Source organism: Pseudomonas putida, from assembly GCF_028682455.1.
GTDB classification, from domain to species: Bacteria; Pseudomonadota; Gammaproteobacteria; order Pseudomonadales; family Pseudomonadaceae; genus Aquipseudomonas; species Aquipseudomonas putida_AA.
In genome coordinates, this window is record NZ_JANHLD010000004.1 from 244,265 (window position 1) to 270,638 (window position 26,374).

Annotated in this window: 23 protein-coding genes; 17 read left to right on the top strand and 6 right to left on the bottom strand. The window is 61.3% G+C overall.

The genetic code is table 11. The annotated features are described in order from the left end of the window. Positions 1-201 precede the first annotated feature (201 nt). The 9 genes from NPS58_RS24205 to NPS58_RS24245 all read left to right on the top strand — a co-directional run bounded on the left by NPS58_RS24205 (position 202) and on the right by NPS58_RS24245 (position 11,878). Positions 202-918 carry an SIMPL domain-containing protein gene (locus NPS58_RS24205; RefSeq protein WP_274117788.1) on the top strand — a complete coding sequence of 239 codons (717 nt, stop codon included), beginning with the start codon at positions 202-204 and terminating at the stop codon, positions 916-918. A 308-nt stretch (positions 919-1,226) separates the two neighbouring features. Next, positions 1,227-2,852, top strand: a complete 1,626-nt coding sequence (locus NPS58_RS24210) for an ABC transporter substrate-binding protein (protein WP_274117789.1) — start codon at positions 1,227-1,229, stop codon at positions 2,850-2,852. Positions 2,853-3,101: 249 nt separating this feature from the next. After that, positions 3,102-4,694 carry an ABC transporter substrate-binding protein gene (locus NPS58_RS24215; RefSeq protein ID WP_274117790.1) on the top strand — a complete coding sequence of 531 codons (1,593 nt, stop codon included), beginning with the start codon at positions 3,102-3,104 and terminating at the stop codon, positions 4,692-4,694. 219 nt (positions 4,695-4,913) lie between these two features. Continuing rightward, complete coding sequence (locus NPS58_RS24220) at positions 4,914-6,239, top strand: OprD family porin (protein ID WP_274118253.1); 1,326 nt, start codon at positions 4,914-4,916, stop codon at positions 6,237-6,239. A 72-nt stretch (positions 6,240-6,311) separates the two neighbouring features. Then, positions 6,312-7,907 carry an ABC transporter substrate-binding protein gene (locus NPS58_RS24225; RefSeq protein WP_274117791.1) on the top strand — a complete coding sequence of 532 codons (1,596 nt, stop codon included), beginning with the start codon at positions 6,312-6,314 and terminating at the stop codon, positions 7,905-7,907. A 73-nt stretch (positions 7,908-7,980) separates the two neighbouring features. Then, positions 7,981-8,991: an ABC transporter permease subunit gene (locus tag NPS58_RS24230; protein ID WP_274117792.1), complete on the top strand. Its 1,011-nt coding sequence runs from the start codon at positions 7,981-7,983 to the stop codon at positions 8,989-8,991. A 10-nt stretch (positions 8,992-9,001) separates the two neighbouring features. Further along, on the top strand, positions 9,002-9,931 hold the full coding sequence (locus tag NPS58_RS24235; RefSeq protein WP_274117793.1) for an ABC transporter permease subunit: 930 nt from the start codon (positions 9,002-9,004) through the stop codon (positions 9,929-9,931). A gap of 10 nt (positions 9,932-9,941) precedes the next feature. Next, positions 9,942-10,910 (top strand): ABC transporter ATP-binding protein, encoded by a 969-nt coding sequence (locus NPS58_RS24240; protein WP_274117794.1) that lies wholly within the window; start codon positions 9,942-9,944, stop codon positions 10,908-10,910. After that, entirely contained in the window at positions 10,910-11,878 is a 969-nt protein-coding gene (locus NPS58_RS24245) for a peptide ABC transporter ATP-binding protein (RefSeq protein WP_274117795.1), read from the top strand. Before NPS58_RS24240 ends, NPS58_RS24245 begins: the two co-directional genes overlap by 1 nt. Before the next feature lie 103 nt (positions 11,879-11,981). On the opposite strand, the gene NPS58_RS24250 is transcribed toward NPS58_RS24245, so the two are convergent. The 4 genes from NPS58_RS24250 to NPS58_RS24265 form a co-directional block, all read right to left on the bottom strand. Next, positions 11,982-12,197 carry a pyocin S6 family toxin immunity protein gene (locus tag NPS58_RS24250; protein WP_274118254.1) on the bottom strand — a complete coding sequence of 72 codons (216 nt, stop codon included), beginning with the start codon at positions 12,195-12,197 and terminating at the stop codon, positions 11,982-11,984. Between the two features lie 74 nt (positions 12,198-12,271). Next, the gene (locus NPS58_RS24255; protein WP_274117796.1) at positions 12,272-12,544 is read right to left on the bottom strand and encodes a bacteriocin immunity protein; all 273 of its coding nucleotides are present in this window, start codon (positions 12,542-12,544) and stop codon (positions 12,272-12,274) included. A 220-nt stretch (positions 12,545-12,764) separates the two neighbouring features. Further along, a complete protein-coding gene (locus NPS58_RS24260) occupies positions 12,765-13,037 on the bottom strand; it encodes a bacteriocin immunity protein (RefSeq protein WP_274117797.1) in 273 nt (90 codons plus the stop codon). A gap of 9 nt (positions 13,038-13,046) precedes the next feature. After that, positions 13,047-14,327 (bottom strand): S-type pyocin domain-containing protein, encoded by a 1,281-nt coding sequence (locus NPS58_RS24265; RefSeq protein WP_274117798.1) that lies wholly within the window; start codon positions 14,325-14,327, stop codon positions 13,047-13,049. A gap of 228 nt (positions 14,328-14,555) precedes the next feature. On the opposite strand from NPS58_RS24265, the gene NPS58_RS24270 reads away from it, so the two are divergent. The 4 genes from NPS58_RS24270 (at position 14,556) to NPS58_RS24285 (ending at position 18,343) form a co-directional block, all read left to right on the top strand. Continuing rightward, entirely contained in the window at positions 14,556-15,365 is an 810-nt protein-coding gene (locus NPS58_RS24270) for an AraC family transcriptional regulator (RefSeq protein WP_274117799.1), read from the top strand. Positions 15,366-15,428: 63 nt separating this feature from the next. After that, positions 15,429-16,835, top strand: coding sequence for an NAD(P)/FAD-dependent oxidoreductase (locus NPS58_RS24275; protein WP_274117800.1), 1,407 nt, complete (start codon positions 15,429-15,431; stop codon positions 16,833-16,835). A 32-nt stretch (positions 16,836-16,867) separates the two neighbouring features. After that, positions 16,868-17,209 (top strand): cupin domain-containing protein, encoded by a 342-nt coding sequence (locus NPS58_RS24280; RefSeq protein ID WP_274117801.1) that lies wholly within the window; start codon positions 16,868-16,870, stop codon positions 17,207-17,209. A gap of 54 nt (positions 17,210-17,263) precedes the next feature. Continuing rightward, entirely contained in the window at positions 17,264-18,343 is a 1,080-nt protein-coding gene (locus NPS58_RS24285; RefSeq protein WP_274117802.1) for a polyamine ABC transporter substrate-binding protein, read from the top strand. Between the two features lie 53 nt (positions 18,344-18,396). Here NPS58_RS24285 and NPS58_RS24290 read toward each other — a convergent pair whose 3' ends face one another. After that, a complete protein-coding gene (locus tag NPS58_RS24290) occupies positions 18,397-19,980 on the bottom strand; it encodes a peptide chain release factor 3 (protein ID WP_274117803.1) in 1,584 nt (527 codons plus the stop codon). Positions 19,981-20,314: 334 nt separating this feature from the next. Here NPS58_RS24290 and NPS58_RS24295 point away from each other — a divergent pair, with 334 nt between their 5' ends. From NPS58_RS24295 to NPS58_RS24310, 4 genes are read left to right on the top strand one after another with little or no spacing between them, the layout of a single operon-like run. Continuing rightward, positions 20,315-21,028 carry an ABC transporter permease gene (locus tag NPS58_RS24295; RefSeq protein ID WP_105641235.1) on the top strand — a complete coding sequence of 238 codons (714 nt, stop codon included), beginning with the start codon at positions 20,315-20,317 and terminating at the stop codon, positions 21,026-21,028. 14 nt (positions 21,029-21,042) lie between these two features. After that, the gene (locus NPS58_RS24300) at positions 21,043-21,951 is read left to right on the top strand and encodes a glycine betaine ABC transporter substrate-binding protein (protein WP_274117804.1); all 909 of its coding nucleotides are present in this window, start codon (positions 21,043-21,045) and stop codon (positions 21,949-21,951) included. Further along, positions 21,948-22,601 (top strand): ABC transporter permease, encoded by a 654-nt coding sequence (locus tag NPS58_RS24305; protein ID WP_028942786.1) that lies wholly within the window; start codon positions 21,948-21,950, stop codon positions 22,599-22,601. Before NPS58_RS24300 ends, NPS58_RS24305 begins: the two co-directional genes overlap by 4 nt. Continuing rightward, positions 22,598-23,752 carry a betaine/proline/choline family ABC transporter ATP-binding protein gene (locus NPS58_RS24310; RefSeq protein ID WP_274117805.1) on the top strand — a complete coding sequence of 385 codons (1,155 nt, stop codon included), beginning with the start codon at positions 22,598-22,600 and terminating at the stop codon, positions 23,750-23,752. The genes NPS58_RS24305 and NPS58_RS24310 overlap by 4 nt, the downstream gene beginning before the upstream one ends. A 66-nt stretch (positions 23,753-23,818) precedes the next feature. Here NPS58_RS24310 and NPS58_RS24315 read toward each other — a convergent pair whose 3' ends face one another. Continuing rightward, positions 23,819-26,266 (bottom strand): TonB-dependent siderophore receptor, encoded by a 2,448-nt coding sequence (locus NPS58_RS24315; RefSeq protein ID WP_274117806.1) that lies wholly within the window; start codon positions 26,264-26,266, stop codon positions 23,819-23,821. Positions 26,267-26,374 lie beyond the last annotated feature (108 nt).

Here is a 26,374-nt window from a genome sequence, read left to right on the forward strand (position 1 = left end):
GCTCTCCTGATGAGTGCTCCAGGGCGAATCGTGGCGAGTATACCGAAGCCGCACGTGGGTCTGCTGACATGCGGCAAAGCGCCACACTTTTTTACACAACAATGATGGCGTTTTTGAACCTCACTACACTGTTGCCAGTCCTATGGGCCATGCGTGGAAGGGAGATCCCAGCGCCCACGCCTTTTTTTCAAGGAGTCATACATGCTCAACCCTTGTCGTAGCGCCGCCCTCGTGATGGCCACCAGCCTGCTCGCCAGCCTTCCGGCTCTGGCCGAGGAGCCCCGTTACAATCAGATCTCGCTGCGCGCCGAAGTCAGCAAGGAAGTCGCCCGCGACCTGATGATCGTGACCCTGTACAGCGAAGCGCAAAACACCGACCCGGGCAAGCTGGCCAACGAAATCACCGAGACCATGAACAAGGCCGTCAAGCAGGCCCGTGAAGTCAAGCAAGTGAAGATCAGCCAGGGCAGCCGCAACAGCTACCCGATCTACGACAACAAGGGCCAGAAGATCACCGGCTGGCGCGAGCGCGCCGAGCTGCGCCTGGAAAGTGCCGACTTCCCTGCCCTGTCCAAGCTGACCGGCGAGTTGCTGCAACAACTGAAGATGGCCGGCATGGACTTCTCCATCGCGCCGGCCACGCGCAAAACCAGTGAAGACGAGCTGCTCAAGGATGCGGTCAACGCCTTCAAGAACCGTGCGCAACTGGCCACCGAAGCCCTGGGCGGCAAGGGCTACAAAGTGATCAACCTGAACCTCAACAGCAGCGGTTACCCCCACCCGTATGCCCGCAGCGCCCCAATGATGATGAAAGCCAGCATGGATGCCGAAGGGGCGGCCCCAAGCCCGGACATCGAGGCGGGCACCAGCCAGGTCAGCCTGAGCGCCGACGGGACCATCGAAGTTCAAATGCCCTAAGCAACGTCTATGCTCAATCGCGGCAGTTTCGGCTGCCGCGATCTCGCCCACCTGACAACACGCGCACCATTCTGGTGCCTGGCGTGACTGCATCTGCGCACAACGTCTTCAAAACAATCTGAAATACCCCCTCGCAAACGATCAACTCCGCAAAAATTATACGGATGCGACATTCCTGTACGTCCGTCCCACTCTTTGTTGTCACACCTCCTTTTGGCTGTTGCATTGGGTACAGGGCCTGCATAAGTATCCGCAGTACGGCTCACAAGGCCCCCTCAAAATCAAAAATGACAACAAATGAGGCCACCATGCTCAAACACGCGGTCATTCCGTTCCTGGTCGGCGCAGGCTTGCTTGCCGGCGCACCTTCAGCCCTCGCGGCGACAAACCTGGTGTTTTGCTCAGAAGGCAGCCCGGCCGGCTTCGATCCCGGTCAATACACCACTGGAACCGACTTCGATGCCTCAGCCGAGACAGTCTTCAACCGCCTGAGCCAGTTCGAGCGTGGCGGCACTGCAGTCATCCCCGGGCTGGCGACCCGTTGGGACATCTCCGAAGATGGCCTGACCTACACCTTCCACCTGCGCGAAGGGGTCAAGTTCCACACCACCGATTACTTCAAGCCAACACGCGAATTCAACGCCGACGACGTCCTGTTCACCTTCAACCGGATGCTCGACAAGGACATGCCGTTCCGCAAGGCCTACCCCACCGAGTTCCCGTACTTCACCGACATGGGCATGGACAAGAACATCGCCAAGGTGGAGAAGATCGACGACCGCACCGTCAAGTTCACCCTAAATGATGTCGATGCCGCGTTCATCCAGAACATGGCCATGAGCTTTGCCTCGATCCAGTCGGCCGAGTATGCCGACCAGTTGCTCAAGCAAGGCAAGGCAGCGGACATCAACCAGAAGCCGATCGGCACCGGTCCGTTCGTGTTCAGCAAGTACCAGAAAGACGCGCAGATCCGCTTCAAGGGCAACAAGGAGTACTGGCAGCCCGAGGACGTGAAGATCGACAACCTGATCTTCGCCATCACCACCGACGCCTCGGTACGCATGCAAAAGCTCAAGAAGAACGAGTGCCAGGTCACCCTCTTCCCCCGCCCCGCCGACATCGAGTCGCTCAAGGCCGATCCGAACCTGAAGATGCCTGACCAGCCCGGCTTCAACCTGGGCTACATCGCCTACAACGTGATGGACAAGATCAAGGGCAGCAACGAGCCCAACCCCATGGCCCAGCTCAAAGTCCGCGAAGCGCTGGACATGGCGGTGAACAAGCAGCAGATCATCGACTCGGTGTACCAGGGAGCCGGCCAACTGGCCGTCAATGCAATGCCGCCGACCCAATGGTCGTACGACACCACCATCAAGGACACCCAGTACGACCCGGAGAAAGCCAAGCAACTGCTCAAGGAAGCCGGTATCAAGGAAGGCACCGAGATCACCCTCTGGGCCATGCCGGTGCAACGCCCGTACAACCCCAACGCCAAGCTGATGGCTGAAATGCTGCAATCGGACTGGGCCAAGATCGGCATCAAGGCCAAGATTGTCAGCTACGAATGGGGTGAGTACATCAAACGTTCCAAGGGTGGCGAGAATGGCGCCATGCTGATTGGCTGGAGTGGGGACAACGGTGACCCGGACAACTGGCTCGGTACCCTGTACGGCTGCGATGCCATCAACGGCAACAACTTCTCCAAATGGTGCGACCCCGAGTACGACAAGCTGATCAAGCAAGCCAAGGCCACCTCTGACCAGGCCAAACGTACCGAGCTGTACAAGCAAGCCCAGCAACGCCTCAAGACCCAGGTGCCAATAACACCGATTGCTCACTCCACGGTGTACCAGCCCATGCGCAAAACCGTAGAGGACTTCAAGATCAGTCCGTTTGCCTTGAACTCCTTCTACGGCGTAAGCGTGTCCAAATAGCAGCCGGCAATGGCCGCTGCGCAACCTCCTCCGGTATGCGCAACGGCCTGATGCCGGCCTGGCAGGTCAACCGCAAGCGCATCGACATGGATACGTCGATCTCGCCTTTCGGACACCTCCTGTACGCCCCCGCGTAATCACACCTGCAGCAGCGTTTCGACGTCTTTGGCGTCGAGGCTTCGCCGCATGTGCAATGCGTGCGCACGTGCGCTCCGGACCGTTGAAAACAACAAGAGATAAGGGATCGTCATGCGTCATACCCCCATTTTTGCAGCATTGCTGGGCCTGGGCTTGCTCGCCCAGGCCCCCACGAGCCAAGCCAAGAACCTGGTGTTCTGCTCCGAAGGCAGTCCCGGCGGCTTCGACACCGCCCAGTACACCAGCTCCACCGACAACGACGCCGCCGAGCCGATCTACAACCGCCTGGTGGAATTCGAGCGTGGCGCCACGGCCGTCAAACCCGCCCTGGCCGAGCGCTGGGAAGTATCACCCGACGGGCTGACCTACACCTTCCATCTGCGCGAAGGCGTGAAGTTCCACAGCAACAAGGACTTCACCCCCAGCCGCGCGCTCAACGCCGACGACGTGCTGTTCACCTTCAACCGCATGCTCGATCGCGAACATCCGTTTCGCAAGGCCTACCCCACCGAATTCCCCTACTTCGTCGGCATGAGCCTGGACAAGAACATTGCCCGGGTCGAGAAAACCGGCCCGATGACCGTAGTGTTCACCCTCAACAGCATCGACGCAGCGTTCGTGCAGAACCTGGCGATGAGCTTCGCCGCCATTCTCTCGCAGGAATACGCCAGCCAACTGATGGCCTCCGGACGCCCCAGCGACATCAACCAGAAGCCGATCGGCACCGGGCCTTTCGTGTTCCAGCGCTACCAGAAGGACTCGCAGATCCGCTATCGCGGCAACAAGGACTACTGGAACCCCGAGCAGGTAAAGCTCGACCAGCTGATTTTCTCGATCAATACCGACCCGTCGGTGCGTATCCAGAAGCTGCGCAAGAACGAATGCCAGGTCACCGTGAACCCGCGCCCGGCCGACCTTGAGGCACTCAAGGCCGACCAGAAACTCCAGGTTATCGAAAAGCCCGGCTTCAACCTGGGCTACATCGCCTACAACGTGCAGCACAAACCCTTCGACCAATTGCAGGTACGCCAGGCCCTGGACATGGCGGTGAACAAGTCGGCCATCGTTCAGGCGGTGTACCAGCATGCCGGGCAACTGGCGGTGGGCAGCATGCCTCCCACCCAGTGGTCGTACGACGACAGCATCCAGGATGCTGGCTACGACCCGGACAAGGCCCGCGAAATGCTCCGCGCCGCCGGGGTCAAGGAAGGTACCGAGATCACCCTCTGGGCCATGCCGGTGCAACGCCCCTACAACCCCAATGCCAAGCTGATGGCCGAGATGCTCCAGGCCGACTGGGGCAAGGTCGGCCTGAAGGTCAAGATCGTCAGCTACGAGTGGGGTGAATACCTCAAGCGCACCAAGGACGGTGAACACGATATCTCGCTGATCGGCTGGACCGGCGACAACGGCGACCCGGACAACTGGCTGGGCACCCTGTACAGCTGTGACGCGATCGGCAGCAACAACTACTCCATGTGGTGCGACCCGCAGTACGACGCCTTGGTCAAGCAAGCCAAGACCATCACCGACCGCGAGCAACGCACCGTGCTCTATCGACAAGCCCAGCAGCGTCTCAAGCAGCAGGTGCCCATCACCCCGATCGCGCATTCGACGGTCAACCAACCGCTCAGTGCCAAGGTCGAGGACTTCAAGGTAAGCCCCTTCGGGCGCAACGTCTTTTCCGGCGTCAGCATCGATTGACCCCTCCCAGGGCCACAGGAGTGCGATCCACTCCTGTGGCCTCGTGCAGCCTGGAACTGCCCGATAGCGATCGGGCAAACGTTTGCAACCCCTGTTCCACCGCAAAAACGCCCAGCCCACAAGGCCAGGCGCTCATAAAAAAAAGAAAAGCAAGGGAGCTTTACCTTGAGACGATCTACCACTGCAGTTTTCGCCTTGTCCCTCACCGGCCTGTCCGTCATGGCCCAGGCCGAACCCGCCAGCCAGGCCTTCGTCCCGGTCAGTGTCAAGGACACCAGTGCCCAGAGCCAGGCCACCGGCTTTATCGACGGCCAGAGCCTGTCTGGCACCACCCGCAACTGGTACGCCCGCGAACGCGCTACCCGCGCACCGCTGTGGAAGTACTACAAGAGCGACGGCACCCGCCACGACACCCACAGCCGTGACAACTGGGTGCAAGGCACCATCCTCAACTACAGCTCGGGCTTTACCCAAGGCGCTATCGGTTTTGCCACCGAACTGGCCGCCTACAACGCCATTGCCCTGGAGCAGGGGCGCGCTGCGGTGGCCGGCCCCAACAACCGCACCCTGACCCACAGTGACGGCGACGTCATTGGCCAGTGGAGCAAGGCAGGCCTGGCGAACATCAAGGCACGGGTATCCAACACCACCCTGACCGCAGGCCGCCAGTCGGTGGATACACCGGTCATTGCCTACATTGGCAACCGCGCCCTGCCGTCGAGCTTCCAGGGTGTCAGCATTCACAGCGAAGAGTTCGACAACCTGTCGTTCGACGCCGGGACCTTCGACCGGGTATCGCCGCGAACCGAGCAGAGCCTGAGCAAATTCCGCTCCGAGTACGCCGCCAATGGCGCAGAAACCGATCGCATCAGCATGCTCGGCATCAACTACCAGCCACTGCAGAGCCTCAGAACCAGCCTGTACGCCTCAAAGGTCGAAGACTTCTGGAACCAGTACTACTTCGGGGCCAACCATGAACTGGGCGACAGCGCGGTGTTGAGCCTGACCACCGGCCTCAACTACTACAAAACCAAGGATGAGGGCCGCAGCGAACTCGGTGAAATCGACAACGACACCTACAGCCTGTCGCTCGGCCTGGCCCATCAGGCCCACAGCCTGACCTTCTCCTACCAACAGGTGAACGGCAACGAATACTTCGACTACCTGCATGAAACCAACGCGATCTTCCTGGCCAACTCCCTGCTCTCGGACTTCAACGGCCCGAACGAGAAATCCATGCAGATTGCCTATGGCTTGAACATGGCCCAGTACGGCATCCCGGGCCTGAAGTTCAACCTGTACAACGCACGCGGCTGGGGCATCGATGGCACGCACTACCGCGGCACCGGCTACGACGTGCAAGGCCAGGATGGCGAGACGCACTACGAATGGGGCATCGGCACCAGCTATGCCGTGCAGAGCGGCGCACTCAAGGACACCACCATCCGCGCCACCTACACCGCCCACCGGGCCAGCAAGGCCCAGGCCGACGGCAGCCTGGACGAGCTGCGGATCGTGACCACTATTCCATTCAACATTCTCTGACGGCGGGCCATGGCCGGTTCACCGAACCGGCCATGGCGACTACGCTGGCTTAATTGATAGCCGGGAGGTTTCATGAAACTGCTACCGCTTCAGGCTGCCCTGGCAGCCGCCCTGTTGAGTACTGCCGCGGGGCTTTCGGCCAAGCCGCTGGTGGTCTGCACCGAGGCAAGCCCGGAAGGCTTCGACATCGTCCAGTACACCACCGCCGTGACGGCCGACGCCTCGGCCGAGACCGTCTTCAACCGCCTGGTCGACTTCAAGCCCGGCACTACCGAGATCCAGCCAGCCCTGGCCGAGCGCTGGGAAATCAGCCCCGACGGGCTCACCTACACCTTCCACTTGCGCGAAGGGGTGAAATTCCACACTACCGACTACTTCACCCCCACCCGGGCGATGAATGCCGACGATGTACTCTGGAGCTTCCGGCGCCAGCTGGACCCGAACCACCCGTGGCACAACAAGACCAGCGTCGGCTTCCCCTACTTCGAGAGCATGGGCTTCAAGTCACTGCTCAAGAGCGTCGAGAAAACCAACGACCACACCGTGGTCTTCACCCTCACCCGTCCCGAAGCGCCCTTCCTGCCTGACCTGGCCATGGCCTTCACGTCGATCTACTCGGCCGAGTACGGCGACCAGTTGCTCAAGGCAGGCAAGACCGCCGACCTCAACAGCAAGCCCATCGGCACCGGCCCGTTCATCTTCCAGCGCTACAACAAGGACGCCCAGGTTCGCTACAAGCCCAACCCCGAATACTTTCGCGGCAAACCGCCGGCCGATGCGCTGATCTTCGCCATCGCCAGCGACAACAATGTGCGCCTGCAAAAGCTCAAGGCCAACGAATGCCAGGTGGCGCTGTACCCCAAGCCCGATGACGTCCCCGGCATCAAGGCCGACCCCGCATTGAAAGTGGCCGAGATGGAAGCCCTGACCACCGGCTACATATCGCTCAATACCCAGCACAAGTACCTGAGCGACGTACGCGTGCGCAAAGCCATCAACATGGCCTTCGACCGCCAGGTTCACGTCGAGCAGTTGTTCGGCAAAGGCAATGCGCTGGTGGGCGTCAACCCTTACCCACCAACCCTGATGGGCTACAACACCGCCAACCGGAACCCACCGCGCGACCTTGAAAAGGCTCGCGCCCTGCTCAAGGAAGCCGGCGTACCGGAAGGGACGGTACTGACCCTGTTCACCCGCAACGGCGGTGGCCCGACCAACCCCAACCCACGCCTGAGCGCCGAAATGATCCAGGCAGACCTGGCCAAGATCGGCCTGAAGGTCGATATCCGCGTAATGGAATGGGCCGAAATGCTGCGCCGCGCCAAGAACGGCGAAGCGGACATGGTGTCGGCAGGCTGGGCCGGCGACAACGGCGACCCGGACAACTTCCTCACCCCGCTGCTCAGCTGCGAAGCCGTCAAAAGCGGGGAGAACTATGCCCGCTGGTGCAACCAGACGTTCCAGGCGTTGATCGACAAGGCCCGCACCGTGACCGATACGGATGAGCGCGCAGCGCTCTATGTAAAGGCGCTGGCGGTGTACGATGAAGACCAACCGTGGATCAGCATGGCGCATCCGAAGATGTTTACCGCCATGCGCAACAATGTTGAGGGCTACCACATCAACCCCCTCACCAATAACAACTTCGCCACTACCCGGGTGAAGTAGAACAAGAACGACCGCCGGCCCCTACCCGGGTGCTGGCGGGCATGCCTGACAGGCTGATGAGGTACTCCAGAAGATGTTTAGTTTTATTGCCCGGCGCCTGGGACTCTTGATCCCGACCTTTTTCGGCATCACCTTGCTGACCTTCGCGCTCATACGCCTGATACCGGGAGACCCGGTGGAAGTCATGATGGGTGAGCGCCGGGTCGACCCCGAAATGCACGCCCAGGCCATGGAGCGCCTTGGCTTGAACAAACCGTTGCCCGAGCAGTACCTGGACTACATCGGCAAGCTCGCCCAGGGTGACCTGGGTGAGTCGCTGCGCACCCGCGAAAGCGTCTGGCACGAGTTCCTGGCCCTGTTCCCGGCCACCCTGGAACTGGCCCTGGCCGCGCTGTTCTTCGCCGGCATCCTCGGCCTGCTGGCTGGGGTGATCGCCGCTCTCAAGCGCGGTTCGCTCTTCGATCACGGAGTCATGGGCATATCCCTGGCCGGCTACTCGATGCCGATCTTCTGGTGGGGCCTGATCCTGATCATGTTCTTCTCGGTAAGCCTGGGCTGGACGCCGGTGTCCGGGCGCATCGACCTGCTCTACGACATCGAGCCGAAGACCGGTTTCATGCTCATCGACACCTTGCTCAGCGAGGAAGAAGGCGCCTTCAAGGACGCCGTCATGCACCTGATTCTTCCGGCTATCGTGCTCGGTACCATCCCGCTGGCGGTAATCGCCCGGATGACCCGCTCCTCGATGCTCGAGGTGCTGCGCGAAGACTATATCCGCACCGCACGGGCCAAGGGCCTGTCGCCTGCCCGGGTGGTCTTCGTGCATGGCCTGCGTAACGCGCTGATCCCGGTACTCACGGTATTCGGCCTGCAGGTCGGCACCTTGCTGGCGGGTGCGGTACTCACCGAAACCATCTTTTCCTGGCCGGGCATCGGCAAGTGGCTGATCGAAGCCATCGGCGCCCGTGACTACCCCGTGGTACAGAACGGCATCCTGTTGATTGCCTGCCTGGTGATCCTGGTCAACTTCGTCGTGGACATCCTCTACGGCCTGGCCAACCCACGCATCCGTCATCAGCGCTGAGGGCCACGCCATGACTACCCCACTTGCCAAATCCGTCACCACCCCCGCCACCGCCGTCGACCAGAGCCTGCTCTACCCATCGCCGTACAAGGAGTTCTGGCACGCTTTCTCGCGCAACAAGGGCGCCGTGGCCGGGCTGATGTTCATGTGCCTGATCGTGTTCTGCGCACTGTTCGCGCCCTGGGTAGCGCCGCACAACCCCAGCGAGCAATACCGCGACTTCTTGCTGACTCCACCGGTATGGCTCGAAGGCGGTAACTGGCAGTTCATCCTGGGCACCGACGAGCTGGGCCGCGACCTGCTCTCACGGCTGATCCAGGGTTCGCGCCTGTCGCTGCTGATCGGCCTGTCGTCAGTGGTGATCTCGCTGATACCGGGGATCTTCCTCGGCCTGCTGGCCGGGTTCTTCCCGCGCATCCTCGGCCCTTCGATCATGCGCCTGATGGACGTGATGCTGGCCCTGCCCTCGCTGCTGCTGGCCGTGGCCATCGTCGCCATCCTCGGCCCGGGCCTGATCAACACCGTGATCGCCATTGCCATCGTGTCGTTGCCGTCCTACGTGCGCCTGACTCGCGCCGCGGTTATGGGCGAACTGAACCGCGACTACGTCACCGCCGCACGCCTGGCCGGCGCCAGCCTGCCGCGCTTGATGTTCGTCACCGTACTGCCCAACTGCATGGCACCACTGATCGTGCAGGCCACCTTGAGCTTCTCCTCGGCGATTCTCGATGCCGCGGCCCTGGGCTTTCTCGGCCTCGGCGTGCAGCCGCCGACCCCCGAGTGGGGCACCATGCTGGCCTCGGCCCGCGACTACATCGAACGTGCCTGGTGGGTAGTGAGCCTGCCTGGCTTGACCATTTTGCTCAGCGTGCTGGCAATCAACCTGATGGGTGACGGACTGCGCGATGCGCTGGACCCGAAACTCAAGAATGCCGCCTGAGGAGATCGCCATGTCACTTCTGCAAATCAACAACCTGAATGTGCGCTTTGGCGACGCCAACGCGGTGCCCGTGGTCGATGGCCTGGACCTGACCGTCGACAAAGGCGAGGTGCTGGCCATCGTGGGTGAGTCGGGCTCGGGCAAATCGGTGACCATGATGGCGCTGATGGGCCTGATCGACGCCCCCGGGCGCATCACCGCCGACGCCCTGACCTTCGACGGCATCAACATGCTCACCCTCAGCGGCCGGCAACGGCGCAAGGTGGTCGGCAAGGATATGGCGATGGTCTTCCAGGACCCGATGACCGCCCTCAACCCGAGCTACACCGTGGGCTTCCAGATCGAGGAAGTCTTGCGCCAACACCTGGGCCTGCGCGGCAAGGCCGCTCGCCAGCGCGCCCTTGAGCTGCTCAAGAAGGTCGAGATTCCGGCCGCCGAAAGCCGCCTGACCGCCTACCCCCACCAACTCTCCGGCGGCATGAGCCAGCGCGTGGCCATTGCCATGGCCATTGCCGGCGAGCCCAAGCTGCTGATCGCCGATGAGCCGACCACCGCCCTGGACGTGACCATTCAGGCGCAGATCATGGAGCTGCTGCTCAACCTGCAAAAAGAACAGAACATGGCCCTGATCCTGATTACCCATGACCTGGCCGTGGTCGCCGAAACCGCCAAGCGGGTCTGCGTGATGTATGCAGGCCAGGCCGTGGAAGTCGGCCAGGTGCCGGAGCTGTTCGACCTGCCCGCGCATCCCTACAGCGAAGCGCTGCTGGCAGCGATCCCCGAGCACAGCGAGGGTGCCGAGCGCCTGGCGACCCTGCCCGGCATCGTCCCCGGCCGCTACGACCGGCCCGCGGGATGCCTGCTGTCGCCGCGCTGCCCCTACGTGCAGGACAACTGCCGCCGGCAACGCCCGACCCTCGATCCCCAGGCCCATAGCCTGGTCCGTTGTTTCTACCCGCTGAACCAGGAGGTGGCGTAATGACCGTCGTCCTTACCGCCCGCGAACTGACCCGTCACTACGAAGTATCCCGTGGCCTGTTCAAGGGCCATGCCCTGGTTCGAGCCCTCAACGGCGTGTCGTTCGAGCTTGAGGCCGGCAAGACCCTGGCGGTGGTCGGCGAGTCCGGCTGCGGCAAGTCGACCCTGGCCCGTGCGCTGACCTTGATCGAAGAGCCCTCCTCCGGCTCGCTGAAAATTGCCGGGCAGGAAGTGGCCGGGGCCAACAAGGCCGAGCGCAAGCAATTGCGCAAGGACGTGCAGATGGTCTTCCAGAGCCCCTATGCCTCGCTCAACCCACGGCAGAAGATCGGCGATCAACTGGCAGAGCCGCTGCTGATCAACACCCGTCTGTCCAAGGCCGAGCGCCGAGAAAAGGTCCAGGCCATGATGCAACAGGTTGGCCTGCGCCCGGAGCACTACCAGCGCTACCCGCACATGTTCTCCGGTGGTCAGCGCCAGCGTATCGCCCTGGCCCGGGCGATGATGCTGCAGCCCAAGGTGCTGGTGGCCGATGAACCGACTTCGGCGCTGGACGTATCGATCCAGGCCCAGGTGCTGAACCTGTTCATGGACCTGCAGAAGGAGTTCAACACCGCCTATGTGTTCATCTCCCACAACCTGGCGGTGGTGCGCCATGTAGCCGACCAGGTGCTGGTGATGTACCTGGGCCGGCCGGCCGAGATGGGGCCTAAGGAGGACATCTACAACAAGCCCCTGCACCCTTACACCCAGGCACTGCTGTCGGCCACGCCGACCATCCACCCGGACCCGCTCAAGCCGAAGATCAAGATCGTCGGCGAGCTGCCCAACCCGCTGGACCCGCCGCCTGGTTGCGCCTTCCACAAGCGCTGTCCGTATGCCACCGAGCGGTGTGCTTCCGAGGAGCCGGCTTTCCGCCAAGCGGGGACTCGGCAAGTGGCGTGTCACTACGCAGAACAATTCTTGTAGGAGCGGGCTTGCCCCGCGATGCGATGTGTGTGTGACATCGCTATCGCGGGGCAAGCCCCCTCCTACCCTGCGTCGGGCGCGTTTTCATATTTGCCACTCAGGGTCAGGCATAGCAGCTGAGATACAACTCCAGACCTTTCGGAAGAGTGAAGCCGACGAGACGCTCTATGTCGATGGCTTGTTCAGCGGTGAGAAGATAGCTGGCCATGGCGTCCGTCTCAGTCTGCCAGCCCATTATCGGCATCAGCATTTCTATGGTGAGCGTTGATAGCTTCGTCTCGAATACTGCTTCATCGCTGCCTTCGGGTGCGCCATGTATTCAAATTTCATTTCGGATTCCATGGCTCAACCTGCCTGGTTTTGTCTACTGCGCGCTCTGCAGCGGGTACGGTCTCAGGCGTCTTTGAAACCGGCCAAGCCACTTGCTGCACGCCATTCTTTGATTGTCTGGGTGATGCCTTCGGCCGAAGTATCCGCCCCTGATTCCGGGCGATAAATCAAATTCATTTTACTGGGATGGCCGATAATTTTATTGAAATATAACAACAGCACAACATCACGGTTGCCAGTGGGTGCCACATCTGCCCTGTAAAGCTCTTCCAAAAACCCGATAAACTCTTCTTCCGTGTAATCCGAAAGGCAGTTTTTTAGAAACGGATCGCTCATATTTTAACTTCATGATCTCTGTGAACGTCGATAGGATTTTTTCGGGATATTGATCCGCAAACTTTCAACGTTGTAAACCACGTGCACGGAGTGTTTGAGTTCGACTAAAAAACCAAGAGCTTCCTGCAACGGGGAAAAATATTTAATTGCATTCAATTTGGCGCACTCGCTCCCGTTCGACCGCCAGCAGCGAGCCTTGCTGGCAGCCTCATATGCGGTATCAATCGCCTTTGAAACCGGGCAAGCCATTTGCAGCACGCCACTTTTTGATTGTCTTTACTATCCCCGCAGACGACGTGTCTGCTCCCGGCTCCGGATAATAAATCAAATCCATACCAGCTGGATGGCCAGCAATTTTATTGAGATGCAATACGAGCACATCAGCACGATCATCGGTCGGTGCTTTATCCTCTTTTCGAATCTCATCGATAAAACCCACGAACTCTTCTTCCGTGTAATCGGAAATACTGTCTTTGATAAACGGATCGCTCATTTCACACCCTTAATTCTTGTGCAACGCAACGTGATTTTTTGGAGTATTAACACGCAAATTATCGACATCATAGACCTCTCCACCTTCTGAAATCGGATCAACATGGTGTATGTCATGTGAGACCCTAGAACCTACCGAATCAATCCGCTGTACACGCGGTGCTTTTCCATCTTTCATACGTGAAAGGTTGTCGTCACTGAATTGACCTGCAAGAAATTCATCTCGCGAAACCGCAATCCAAAACGCCCGCCTGAACGAATCGAAGCTGGAAAACTTTCGGCCTCGAAGTGCATCGGCAATGCTGGTCGGAATCGGTGCGCCGAGTCCTGATCGAGCATGGTCGAGCCACTCACCGGGTACGTCCTCACCGATCCCCGTCACTACACCCGGCTCGCCCCGACGTATGCTCAGCGACAGGTAGATCGGCGCAATAGCCGGATGAGTCGGGAACCAGATAATCGCGTCCTGGTAATCCGGTGGGTATACCGGATTGACCAGAATTTTGTCGGCCTGTGGGGTCGGTGGGTACACCCACACCGTAGGCTTGAGCTTAACGCCCTCTAGCGCCGGAATCCCCAACACGGCTTTCGGATCGGCTGCCGGCGTCCAGATGATTTCAATGCCGTCGCCAAAGTCCGCGACCAATTGATCGCCGCGTGACTGCGCCTTGATCACCGGTACTTTCTGCCACTCCGTCTTGTTCCCAGTATAGAACCCATACAGGTCAACCGAGCCGTCTGGCAGGTACTTGAGCGTCACCCGTGCACGGGTGTTGCCCTGGGTTAGTTCGGCATACTGCGCTGACCTATAAAACGCACTGTCCGGCGACGTCGTGTTCGGGATCAGCGTCGCCACCGTGATCGCCACCCCAGTCGGCACGACCGCCGCCAGCGTGCCATCCAGGCGGGCAGTCAAAGCCGATGCACTGCCCGAACCGCCGATCCATTCCAGCACCGTCGCACCGGCGGCCATTTTTCTGCCGGTGCCCAGCACCGAATAGGCGCCGTACTGCTTGAGCGACTCGAGCGGAATAAAACTACCCGGATGATTAATCACCCCGTCGGGCAAGGCGCTGGACTTGGCAAACACGTAACCGACTTGTCTGACCTCCTCGCGCTTCTGGATCTTTTCCCGACGCGCGTCGGCTTCCCGCTCATTGCGCTCGTTCGCCGCCGCCACCCTGTCCCACGTCGCCTGCGCGGCCTCGGTTTTTTCTTTGCTGTCGTCACGCCTCATAATGGGCAGACCGTCGGGGGTTTCTGGAAAACCGAGCTTTTCCTTGAAGGGCATAAACACTCCTTGTACGTTCAGCGGACCGTATAGGAGGCGTTCAGGTGAGTCTGTCAGACGCTTCTGATTTCAAGCTGGCGATCCGGCTTTCAAACGCTCGCGGTCTGCAGTTGCTGATCAATGCCAATTTCCTCAGATCGGTAGCTTGCCCCGCGATGGCGGCGGGTCAGCCACACCGCTATCGCGGGGCAAGCCCGCCCCTACACCGTTTTGTGGCACTATTGGGCGATGATCCCCACCACCCTCCCCGACGGCCCGGAACAGACCCCGGAAACAGCCGCCACTGTCCTGCGTTATCACCTGTGCTGGAAGCATCGCGACCTGGACGGCGTGATGGCCTTGTATCACCCCGATATCCAGTACAACGACTACTTCCAGAACCGCGTGCTGCACTTCGCTGAGCTGCGTGAATACGTACGCGTGAGCATGCCGCGCGAAGTCGATGAGGACATCGTCCACAGCGACCGTATCCGGGTCGATGGCTGCACCGCGTTCATCCAGTACCAGGTCACCCTGCGCGGCGGCGAAGGGTTGGTGGCGTTCCAGTCCAGCGAAGCGATTACCGTGCGCGACGGATTGGTCTGGCGGGTCAATGAATACGCCTCGCTCGTGCGCGAAACCAAGCCGGAATCCCGCCAGGGCGACGCGCGCCCGACCATGAGCCGCCTGGGGCTGTCCCCCCGGCAACTGAGCTCCATGGCCCAGGACCTGGAGCAATACTTCCAGCGCCAGCAACCCTACCTGGATCCGGAGCTCGACCTGCAGCGCGTCGCCCGCGAGAGCGGCTACACCCGCAACCAGATCTCCTACCTGCTCAACCAGGTGCTTGGCCAGAGCTTCTACCGCTACGTCAACCAGGCCCGCCTGCATCACCTGCTCAACGGCCTCGAGCAGGCACCGGCCACCAGCAAAATCGACGACCTGGCCTTTGCCGCCGGCTTCAACTCGCTCTCGGCGTTCTACAAGTGTTTCCGCCAGCACACCGGACTCTCGCCCAAGGCCTGGGTGAAGCAGAATTCTCTGCGTGCACGCAGCTAAGACAACACCCCCTGCCAGCTTCTAGGATCGCCACAGACCGTAACGGATGTGGAGCCGAACACAATGCAGGCATGGCGCAAGATCAGCCTTTGGATGGACCAGCTGGATGAGACGCTGAGCACGCGTCCCGCCTTGCACCACGACCTGGACGTGGATATCTGCATCATCGGCGCCGGCTACACCGGGTTGTGGACCGCCTACTACCTCAAGCAGCACGCCCCGCACCTGGACATCGCCATCGTCGAAGCCAATATTGCAGGCTTTGGCGCCTCCGGTCGCAACGGTGGCTGGCTGATGGGCAATATGCTGGGTGAAGACCGCCTGCTGGCAGCCAGCTCCCCGGCGCAACGCCGCGCCTCCTACGACCTGCTGCACGGCATTCCCGATGAAGTGCAGCGCGTGCTGAGCCTTGAAGGCATCGACTGCGACTACCGCAAAGGTGGCGTGCTGTATTGCGCGGCACGCTACCCGGAGCAGGAGACCACCCTGCGCTGCTACCTCGACAAACTCTACAAGCAAGGCCTGACCGAAGCCGACTACCGCTGGATGAGCCCGGCGCAACTGGCCACCCAGTTGCGTATCAGCAAGCCCTACGGTGCCATCTTCAATCCCAATGTCGCCACCATCCAGCCAGCCAGGCTGGTGCGTGGCCTGGCACGCGCCGTGGAGCGCCTGGGCGTGCGCCTGTACGAGAACAGCCCGGTGATCGACTGGCGAGCGGGAGAGGTGCGCACGGCGCAGGCACGCATCAAGTGCCAGTGGGTGGTACCGGCGGTCGAAGGCTACTCGGTCAACCTACCGCCCCTCGGGCATTACCAGATGCCGGTGCAGAGCCTGCTGGTGGCCACCGAGCCGCTGCCGGAACACGTCTGGGAAAAAATCGGCCTGAACCAGGGCCAGGCGTTCAGTGAGAACAGCCGCCAGGTCACCTACGGCCAGCGTAGCGCCGACAACCGCCTGGTGTTCGGCGCCCGCGGTGGCTACCGGTTCGCCGGCCGCCTGCGGGAAAACTTCGACCTTACCGACAGCGAGATCGAACTGCGCCGCTACCTGTTCGGCGAGTTGTTCCCGCAACTCAAGGACGTCGCCATTACCCATGCCTGGGGCGGCAACCTGGGCATGGCCCGGCGCTTCCAGCCGCACATGCTCTGTGATCGCAAGCAAGGTATCGCCCTGGCCGGTGGCTACGGTGGCGAAGGCGTGGGCGCCAGCGCCCTGGGCGGACGCACCCTGGCCGAACTGATTCTGCAGCGGCGCAGCGAGTTGACCGAACAACCCTGGGTTCACCCCGACAGCACGCTGTCCAGCCTCAAAGGCTGGGAGCCCGAACCGTGCCGCTGGCTAGGCTACAACGCCATCATCAAGAGTTTCGTCCATGAGGACCAAACCCTCGCCAACCCCGCCAGCGCCCCTTGGCGCCGGCGTTTGGCCAGTGGCGTGGCGGACTTCATGGAAAGCTTCATGCACTGACTTTTCGTTCCCCCTGAACAGGATCCACCGGTATGAGCATTACCCAGTTCAAGAACACCGACACTGCCGTGCTGCAGGAATCCAACCCGGTTGCCGTCCCGCTCGGCGAGCCGGTGTCGGTTGCCTCGGTGACCGCAGTCGAGCGCAGCGATGGCGTCGAAACCGGCATCTGGGAATGCACCCCAGGCCGTTGGCGGCGGCAGATCGTCCAGCAGGAGTTCTGTCACTTCATCAAGGGCCGCTGCACCTTCACCCCTGACGGCGGCGAGCCGCTGTCCATCGAAGCCGGCGACGCCATCATGCTGCCGGCCAACAGCACCGGTATCTGGGATATCCAGGAAACCGTGCGCAAAACCTACGTACTGATTTTCTGATCATTTGATCGCCTGCCTCCTTCGATAAAAACAGACAAAGCAAGGAATCCAGACATGCGCCCATTGCTCTTCGCACCCCTCTTGCTGGCGGCGTCCTTCGCCCAGGCGGCCGATTCGGTGAAAATCTACAACTGGTCCAGCTACATTGCCCCGGACACCCTGAAGAACTTTCAGCAGGCCAGTGGCATCGTGCCGACCTACGACGTGTTCGACAGCAACGAAACCCTCGACGGCAAGCTGATGACCGGCAACTCCGGTTACGACGTAGTGTTCCCCTCCAACCACTTCATGGCCCGGCAGATCCAGGGCAAGGCGTTGAAGAAGCTCGACAAGAGCCAGCTGCCCAACTGGCAGAACCTCAACCCGGTGCTGCTCAAGGCCCTGGAAGTGAACGACCCGGGCAACCAGTATGGCTTCCCCTACCTGTGGGGCAGTACTGGCATCGGCTACAACATCGACAAGGTCAAGGCCGTACTGGGCGACAACGCCCCGGTGGATTCCTGGGACCTGATCTTCAAGCCCGAGTACATCAGCAAGCTCAAGAGCTGCGGTGTGGCGGTGCTCGACAACGGCCCCGAGCTGCTGCCGATTGCCCTGCACTACCTGGGCCTGCCGCATCACAGCAAGGATCCGAAGGACTACGACAAGGCCAAGGAACTGCTGATGAAGGTGCGCCCGTACATCAGCTACTTCCATTCGTCCAAGTACACGGGCGACCTGGCCAACGGCGATATCTGCGTGGTAGTGGGTTTCTCCGGCGACGTACTGCAGGCCAAGAACCGTGCAGAAGAGGCGAAGAACGGCGTGAAGGTGGGCTATTCGATTCCCAAGCAAGGCGCGCCAATGTGGTTCGACATGGTTGCCATGCCAGTCGACGCACCGAACGAGAAAGCCGGTTACGCCTACATGAACTACCTGCTGCAGCCGGAGGTGATGGCAAACATCAGCAACCATGTGCAGTACGCCAACGGCAACCTCAAGGCAGACACCCTGGTAGACCCGGCCCTGAAGGCCAATACCATGATCTACCCGAGCGATGAAATGCTCGGCAAGCTGTACGCGCTGGAGGCGATGCCGGCCAAGATCGACCGCATTCGCACGCGGCTCTGGACCAGTATCAAGGCGGGGAACTGAAATGATCGCGGGGCAAGTCGAAACGTCTCGACTTGCCCCGCGATGTTTACAACTTAGTGGTGCTCGCGAGTGGCGCGGAACTTCACATCCGGCCAGCGCTCTTCCATCAGCGCCAGGTTGACCCGGGTCGGGGCCAGGTAGGTCAGGTGACCGCCGCCGTCGATGGCCAGGTTTTCCACCGCCTTGTTCTTGAATTCCTCAAGCTTCTTCTTGTCGTCACAGCTGATCCAGCGCGCGGACCAGACCGTGATCGGCTCGTAGGCGCATTCGACCTTGTACTCTTCCTTCAGGCGGCTTGCGACCACATCGAACTGCAGCACACCGACGGCGCCGAGGATGATGTCGTTGCTGCGCTCCGGGAAGAACACCTGGGTCGCACCCTCTTCAGCGAGCTGCTGCAGGCCCTGGCGCAGTTGCTTGGACTTGAGCGGGTCCTTCAGGCGCACGCGGCGGAACAGTTCCGGGGCAAAGTGCGGGATCCCCGTGAAGCCCAGGGCCTCGCCTTCGGTGAAGGTATCGCCGATCTGGATGGTGCCGTGGTTGTGCAGGCCGATGATATCGCCTGCCCAGGCCTCTTCCAGTTGCTCACGCTCGGACGAGAAGAAGGTCAGCGCGTCGCCGATACGCAGGTCTTTACCGGTGCGCACATGGCGCATCTTCATGCCCTTTTCGTAGCGGCCGGAACAGATCCGCATGAACGCGATACGGTCGCGGTGCTTGGGGTCCATGTTCGCCTGGATCTTGAACACGAAGCCGCTGAATTTCTCTTCGGTCGGCTCGACGCTGCGCTCGTTGGCAACCCGTGGCAGCGGGCGTGGCGCCCAATCGACCACGGCATCGAGCACATGGTCGACGCCAAAGTTGCCAAGGGCGGTACCGAAGAATACCGGAGTCAGCTCGCCGCGCATGAACTCGCCCTGGTCGAACTCGTGGCAGGCGCCCTGCACCAGTTCCAGCTGCTCGAGGAAGCGCTCGTATTCATCACCCAGGTGGGCGCGGGCTTCGTCGGAGTCGAGCTTCTCGATGATCTTCACCTCGGTACGCTCGTGGCCGTGGCCCGGGGTGTAGACGATGATGTAGTCGCCGGAGAGGTGGTACACACCCTTGAAATCGCGGTAGCAACCAATTGGCCAGGTGATCGGCGCGGCCTTGATCTTCAGGACCGCCTCGATTTCGTCGAGCAACTCGATCGGGTCGCGGATGTCGCGGTCGAGTTTGTTGATGAAGCTGACGATCGGCGTATCACGCAGACGGCACACATCCATCAGCGCGATGGTCCGTGGCTCGACCCCTTTACCGCCGTCGAGCACCATCAGTGCCGAGTCGACCGCAGTCAGGGTGCGGTAGGTGTCTTCAGAGAAGTCTTCGTGGCCAGGGGTGTCGAGCAGGTTGATCATGTGCTCGCGATAGGGGAACTGCATCACCGAGGTCGTGATGGAGATACCACGCTGCTTCTCCATTTCCATCCAGTCGGAGGTGGCATGGCGGTCGGACTTTCGCGATTTCACCGTACCGGCGACGGCAATGGCCTTGCCCATCAGCAGGAGCTTTTCGGTGATGGTGGTCTTACCCGCATCGGGGTGGGAAATGATGGCGAAGGTGCGGCGTTTCGCGACTTCGGCGGCCTGGTTGGTCATGGGAAATCGCCTGGCAGGTGATTCAAAAAAAGGGCGCAGATTATAGCCCAAAACCAACCTTGAACTGAACCGTTGGGTGGATTAACGCTGGCCAAATGCCGCTTCAGATGGGAACCTTTACTGCTGTGGAGGCGTCCACTCCCTTGATTCGCAATCGGTTTGCACCGTTCGTCAGGGGTGGTTTCACCGGCAACACGAGCCTGACGAGGCTTCGCTTATGGCATGTTCCGCTCCGCTTTCGGACGGCATGCTGCTTATCGCGATCACACTGCCTGCCGCCTGGAATGGCGGCCGCCACGGGAGTGTGTTCGCCGACAACAAAAGGAGTCCGCCTGTGGCTAAAAGCTATGGCAAGGGGCTGATGGGATGTGCCTTTGTGCTCGTCATCCTGGCCCTGCTGATCCACTGGATCGGCATCGATACGATCGCGCATTACCGCGCCGATCTGTGGTTCTACCTGCAAGCGCACCTGATGCTGGTGCTGCTCTCGATGGTGGCGGCATTGGCCGTGGGCATACCCGCTGGCATTGCCTTGAGTCGACCGCACAGGGTCGACCGCGCCGAACGTTTCATGCAGTTTTTCAATATTGGCAACACCATTCCCCCCCTGGCCGTTCTGGCCATTGCCCTGAGTTTCCTGGGCATTGGCGCTGGCCCTGCGATCTTCGCGCTGTTCCTCGCCTCCCTCCTGCCCATCGTGCGCAACACCTACGAGGGCCTGAAAAACGTTCCCGCCTCGCTCAAGGAAGCCGCCACCGGTATCGGCATGACGCCCCGTCAGTGTCTGTGGCGTGTGGAGTTGCCCAATGCCGTGCCGATTATCGTTGGCGGCGTGCGGGTAGCCCTGGCGATCAACGTCGGCACCGCGCCGCTGTCGTTCTTGATCGGTGCCAACAGCCTCGGCAGCCTGATTTTCCCCGGCATTGCCCTGAACAATCAGCCGCAATTGCTGCTGGGCGCTGCCTGCACCGCCCTGCTCGCCCTGCTGCTTGACGCCCTGGTGGCACAAGGCAGCCGGCGTTGGCTCGAACGCGGCCTGGCCCACTAAGCGAAGGAACTCCAATGAAAAGAATCGCCTTGTTACTGGGCGCGGCCCTGCTGTTCTCGGGATTTGCCCAGGCCGCCACAAAACCTGTGATTCGCCTCGGCGCGCGGGTGTTTACCGAGCAGACGGTGCTGGCGGAAATTACCGCCCGCTACCTCAACCAGAACGGTTTCGATGTCCGCATCACCGGCGGCCTGGGCAGCAACCTGGCCCGCAGCGCCCATGAAACCGGCCAGTTGGACATGGTCTGGGAGTACACCGGCGTCTCGCTGGTGTCTTACAACCACATCGAGGAGCGCATGCCCAGCGCTGCCGCTACCTACGCCAAGGTCAAGGAGCTTGATGCGAAGAAAGGCCTGATCTGGCTGGCGCCCTCGAAGTTCAGCAACACCTACGCCCTGGCCCTGCCGCGCAACGTCGCCGAGCGATATCCACAGGTGACCAGTATCAGCCAGCTGAACCAGGTGCTGCGCGAAGAACAGGACCGCGACCATGTGGTGGCCCTGGACACCGAGTTCGCCAATCGCCCCGACGGCCTGGTCGGCCTCACCGAAACCTACGACCTGCAACTGACCCGTCGCAACATTCGCCAGATGGACGCCGGCCTGGTGTACACCGCGCTGCGCAACGGTCAGGTGTTCAGCGGACTGGTCTACACCACCGATGGGCGCCTGAGCGCCTTCGACCTCAAATTGCTCGAAGACGACAAGCACTACTTCCCCGACTACACCGCAGCGCCGGTAGTACGCAAGGAAGTGCTCGACGCCCACCCGCAACTGGCCGCCCTGCTCAAGCCGCTGGCCGAGCAACTGGACGATGAAACCATGCGCCAGCTCAACGCCAAGGTCGATGTCGAGCACCAGAGCCCCGGCAAGGTTGCCGACGAATACCTGCGCCAGCACCCACCTGCACAGGAGCAGCCATGAACATGCTCGATACCTTCGTTCACCTGGACTGGGCCCAAGTCCTGCACCTGACCTGGCAGCACATCACCCTGGTCGGCATCGCGGTCAGCCTGGCCATTCTGATCGGCGTGCCCCTGGGCATCCTGATGACCCGGTTCCCGGCCCTGGCCGGCCCCCTGCAGGCCAGCGCCACGGTGCTGCTGACCATTCCCTCGATCGCCCTGTTCGGCCTGCTGCTGCCGTTCTATTCCAAGTTTGGCCAAGGGCTCGGGCCCTTGCCGGCGATCACCGCGGTGTTTCTTTATTCACTGCTGCCGATCCTGCGCAATACCTACCTGGCCCTGACCAACGTCGAGCCCGGCATCCGAGAGGCGGCGCGCGGCATCGGCATGACCTTCGGCCAGCGCTTGCGCATGGTCGAGCTGCCCATTGCGGTACCGGTGATCCTGGCCGGCGTTCGCACCGCCGTGGTGATGAACATCGGCGTCATGACCATCGCCGCGACCATCGGCGCCGGCGGCCTGGGCGTCCTCATCCTTACTTCCATCAGCCGCAGCGACATGTCGATGCTGCTGGTCGGCGCCGTACTGGTGAGCCTGTTGGCCATCATCGCCGACCTGCTGCTGCAAATCCTGCAACGTGCCCTGACCCCAGAAGGACTGCGCAAATGATCGAACTCCAGAACCTCTGCAAGACCTTTCACGCCAATGGCAAAGACGTCAAAGCCGTCGACTCCGTCAGCCTGACCGTCAACGAAGGCGAAATCTGCGTGTTCCTCGGCCCGTCCGGCTGCGGCAAGAGCACCACGCTGAAAATGATCAACCGCCTGATCGCGCCGACCTCCGGCAAAGTGCTGATCAATGGCGAAGACACCACCGGCCTTGACGAAGTGACCCTGCGCCGACGCATCGGCTACGTAATCCAGCAGATCGGCTTGTTCCCCAACATGACCATCGAGGAGAACATCACCGTGGTCCCGCGCCTGCTCGGCTGGGACAAGCAAAAGTGCCACGAGCGCGCCCGCGAACTGATGAGCATGATCAAGCTCGAACCCAAGCAGTACCTGCAGCGCTATCCGCGCGAACTTTCCGGTGGCCAGCAACAGCGGATCGGGGTAATCCGCGCCCTGGCGGCTGAAGCACCGCTGCTGCTGATGGACGAACCCTTCGGCGCGGTCGACCCGATCAACCGCGAGATGATCCAGAACGAATTCTTCGAAATGCAGCGGGCGCTGAACAAGACCGTCATCATGGTCAGCCACGACATCGACGAGGCCATCAAGCTGGGCGACAAGATCGCGATATTCCGGGCGGGCAAATTGATCCAGCTCGACCATCCCGACACGCTGCTGGCCCACCCGGCCGATGATTTTGTCAGCAACTTCGTCGGCCAGGACAGCACCCTCAAGCGCCTGTTGCTGGTGCGCGCCGAAGATGCTGCCGATAACGCGCCGTCGGTAAGCCCGAGCACGCCGGTGAGTGAAGCCCTGGAGCTGATGGACGAAAGTGACCGCCGCAACGTAGTGGTCACCGACGGGCAGAACAAAGCCATGGGATATGTGCGCCGCCGCGACCTGCACCGCCAACAAGGAACCTGCGCGGATTTCCTGCGTACCTTCAATGCCACTGCTTCGCACGATGAGCATTTGCGCATCCTGCTGTCGCGGATGTACGAGTTCAATCGTTCGTGGTTGCCGGTGCTCGATGCCGAGCAGGTGTTTCTGGGGGAGGTGACGCAGGAGTCGATTGCCGCTTACCTGAGCTCGGGGCGTTCGCGGGGAGGGAAGACCAGTATTGTGTCGCCGGCTGAGGCGGTGGTTTGATCCAGAAGCCATCGCGGGGCAAGCCCGCTCCTACACTGTAGGAGCGGGCTTGCCCCGCGACCGGATTCAAAACCCTACACTGGCCTGCACATAGAACGTGCGCGGCTCCCCCAGGTACAGCCCCGAGTTGTTGTCGCTGGAGCGTGTGTAGTACTGCTTGTCGAAGATGTTCTTCACCCCCGCCGCCAGTTTCAGGTTCGACAGTTCCTTGCCGAAGTCATAGCCGCCACGCGCCGCCCAGGTGACGTAGCCGGGAATATCGCCGTACTGGCCATCGGCACTCGGTTCGGTGATGTAGTTGCCGTTGAAACTGCCGTCGGCGTTCATGCCGGTACCCGGGGCGCGCTGTTTGGATTGGGCGAACGCATCCAGGTTCCAGGTCCAGCGGTTGACTTCATAACGCAGCCCGGCGTTAACGACCTGGCGCGAGTAGAACGGCAGGTCACGTCCCTTGAAGCCCGGAATCTCACCTTCGTAGGTGGCACGGGTATAGGTGAACCCGGCATTGGCGCTCAGGCCCTGCAGGCGTGGATCGAGGCCCGACAGGTCGTAGCGCATGGAGGCTTCGATACCCTGGTGCTTGGTCGCGCCCAGGTTGGTCCAGCCGATGTCGTTGCTGATGTACTGCAGCTCGTCGTCGAAGTCGATGTAGAACGCCGTCAGTTCGCCGCCCCAAGTGCCATTGTTGTAGCGGGTACCCACTTCGTAGGTCTTGGCTTTTTCCGGCTCAAGGCCATTGGCGGTCTGGTCGCCCGTGCCACCCTGGCCCAGCTGGAAGTACTGCAGGCTGCCGAACGAGGTTTCGTAGTTGGCGAACAGTTTCCATTCATCGGACAGGTGATACATCACGCTCAGCGCCGGCAAAGGTTCGTTGCTGGTGATGCTGCGGTTCTTTTCCTGCACCGGCACTCCGTTGGTGCCCAGTACCGGACGATCGCGCCAGTCGGTATTGATGTGCTCGAAGCGGATGCCCGGGGTGATGGTCCAGTTGCCGACGTCGATCTTGTCGTCGATGTAGTAGGCGCTGGCCTCGGTACCGCCGGTGCGGTCCTGGAACACGTGGCCGTCGGAGGTCGGGGTCACGGTCGGGACGTTGTCGATCAGCGCCAGGCGGGTCGACTGCTCATGCATCGCTTCTTTGAGGTAGCGATAACCAACGCTGACCTCCTGGGTGGTCGGGCCGGCGAAGAAAATTCGCGACAGGCGCGGCTCAATGGCGAACACATGGTAGCTGCGCGGGTACGACGAGAGGGTCTTCTGGTCGCGAGCGGCAATGGTGCTGCCACGGAAGCTGTCGGTGTAGTAGGTCTGGACCTCGAACTGGGTCACGTCATCGATCTGGCGCAGGTACTTGAACGACACGTCCTTGCGACGGCCGCTGAAGTCGTCGTAGTCGCGATCGGACTGGTACGGATCGTCATCGAACTGCGCCTGGGTCAGGCCACCGGGCATGTCGGCCTTGGCATCGTAGTAGTGGAAGTTCAACCAGAACTCGTCACTGTCGGTGACCGCCCAGTGGGTCTTGAGCAGCACGTCGTCAATATCGTTGCCGTTGTTGCTGCTGCGATAGCCGTTGCCGTTCACCCCGGAGTACAGCAGTGCCGCGCCCAGGCCATTGTCGGCGGTGCCGCCGAGGAACGCCGACTCGATGTGCTTCCAGCCGCCGTGACGAGAGGTCTCCATGGTGGTAGACAGCTCGCCGGTGGCTTTTTCCGGAATCGCCCGGGTCACGAAATTGATCACCCCGCCCACGTTCTGCGGCCCGTAGCGCACCGAACCTGCGCCGCGTACCACGTCGATGCTGTCAAGGTTGCCGGACGAAATCGGCGCCATCGACAGTTGCGGCTGGCCATAGGGGGCGAAGGCGGCGGGAATGCCGTCGATGAGCACGGTGGAGCGCGGCGACAGGCGAGAGGTCAGGCCGCGCACGCCGACGTTCAGGGCGATATCGCTGCCGCCGGTACCGTTTGAGTCCTGCACCTGTACACCGGGAATGCCACGCAGCACATCTCGCACGTTCATCGCACCCTGCTCGACCATCGCCTCGCGGCGTACCACGGTCCGGGCACCAGGGTGGTTCTGCACCACGGTTTCGTCGGCATTGCCAAGCCAGTCACCCACCACCTTGACGTCGGTGGGCGCCAGTTCAAGGCTGCCGGGGTTCAGGGTGCCGGCGCTTTGTGCAGGCTTGATCACGACGGTGCCCTGGGAAATCTCGTAGGTCAGCCCGCTGCCTTGCAACAAGGCGTCCAGGGCCTGTTCAGGGGCGAGGCTGCCGGACACCGCTGGCGCCTGTTTACCGGCTACCAGCTCCGGGCTGAAGAACAATTGCAGCGACGTCTGCTGCCCCAACTGGCTCAGGGCCGAGGCCAGCGGCTGGGCCTGGATCTGGATCGGGGTCACCGCCTGATCGGCATGGCTGCTGGCGATGCCGCCGCTGACGGCCAGGGCCAGGGCCAGCGGCAACCAGCGGGAACGGAAGGCAGAACGCGGGGAAAACTTGTTGTTGTTCACGTCGTCGAGAAATCCTGAAAGTCCGGGATAAGTGCCATCTGCATGCAAATGGAAATGCTTGGCAGTTGCAGTTGGCCAGGAAGACGAACAACTGGAAAAAAACCTGAA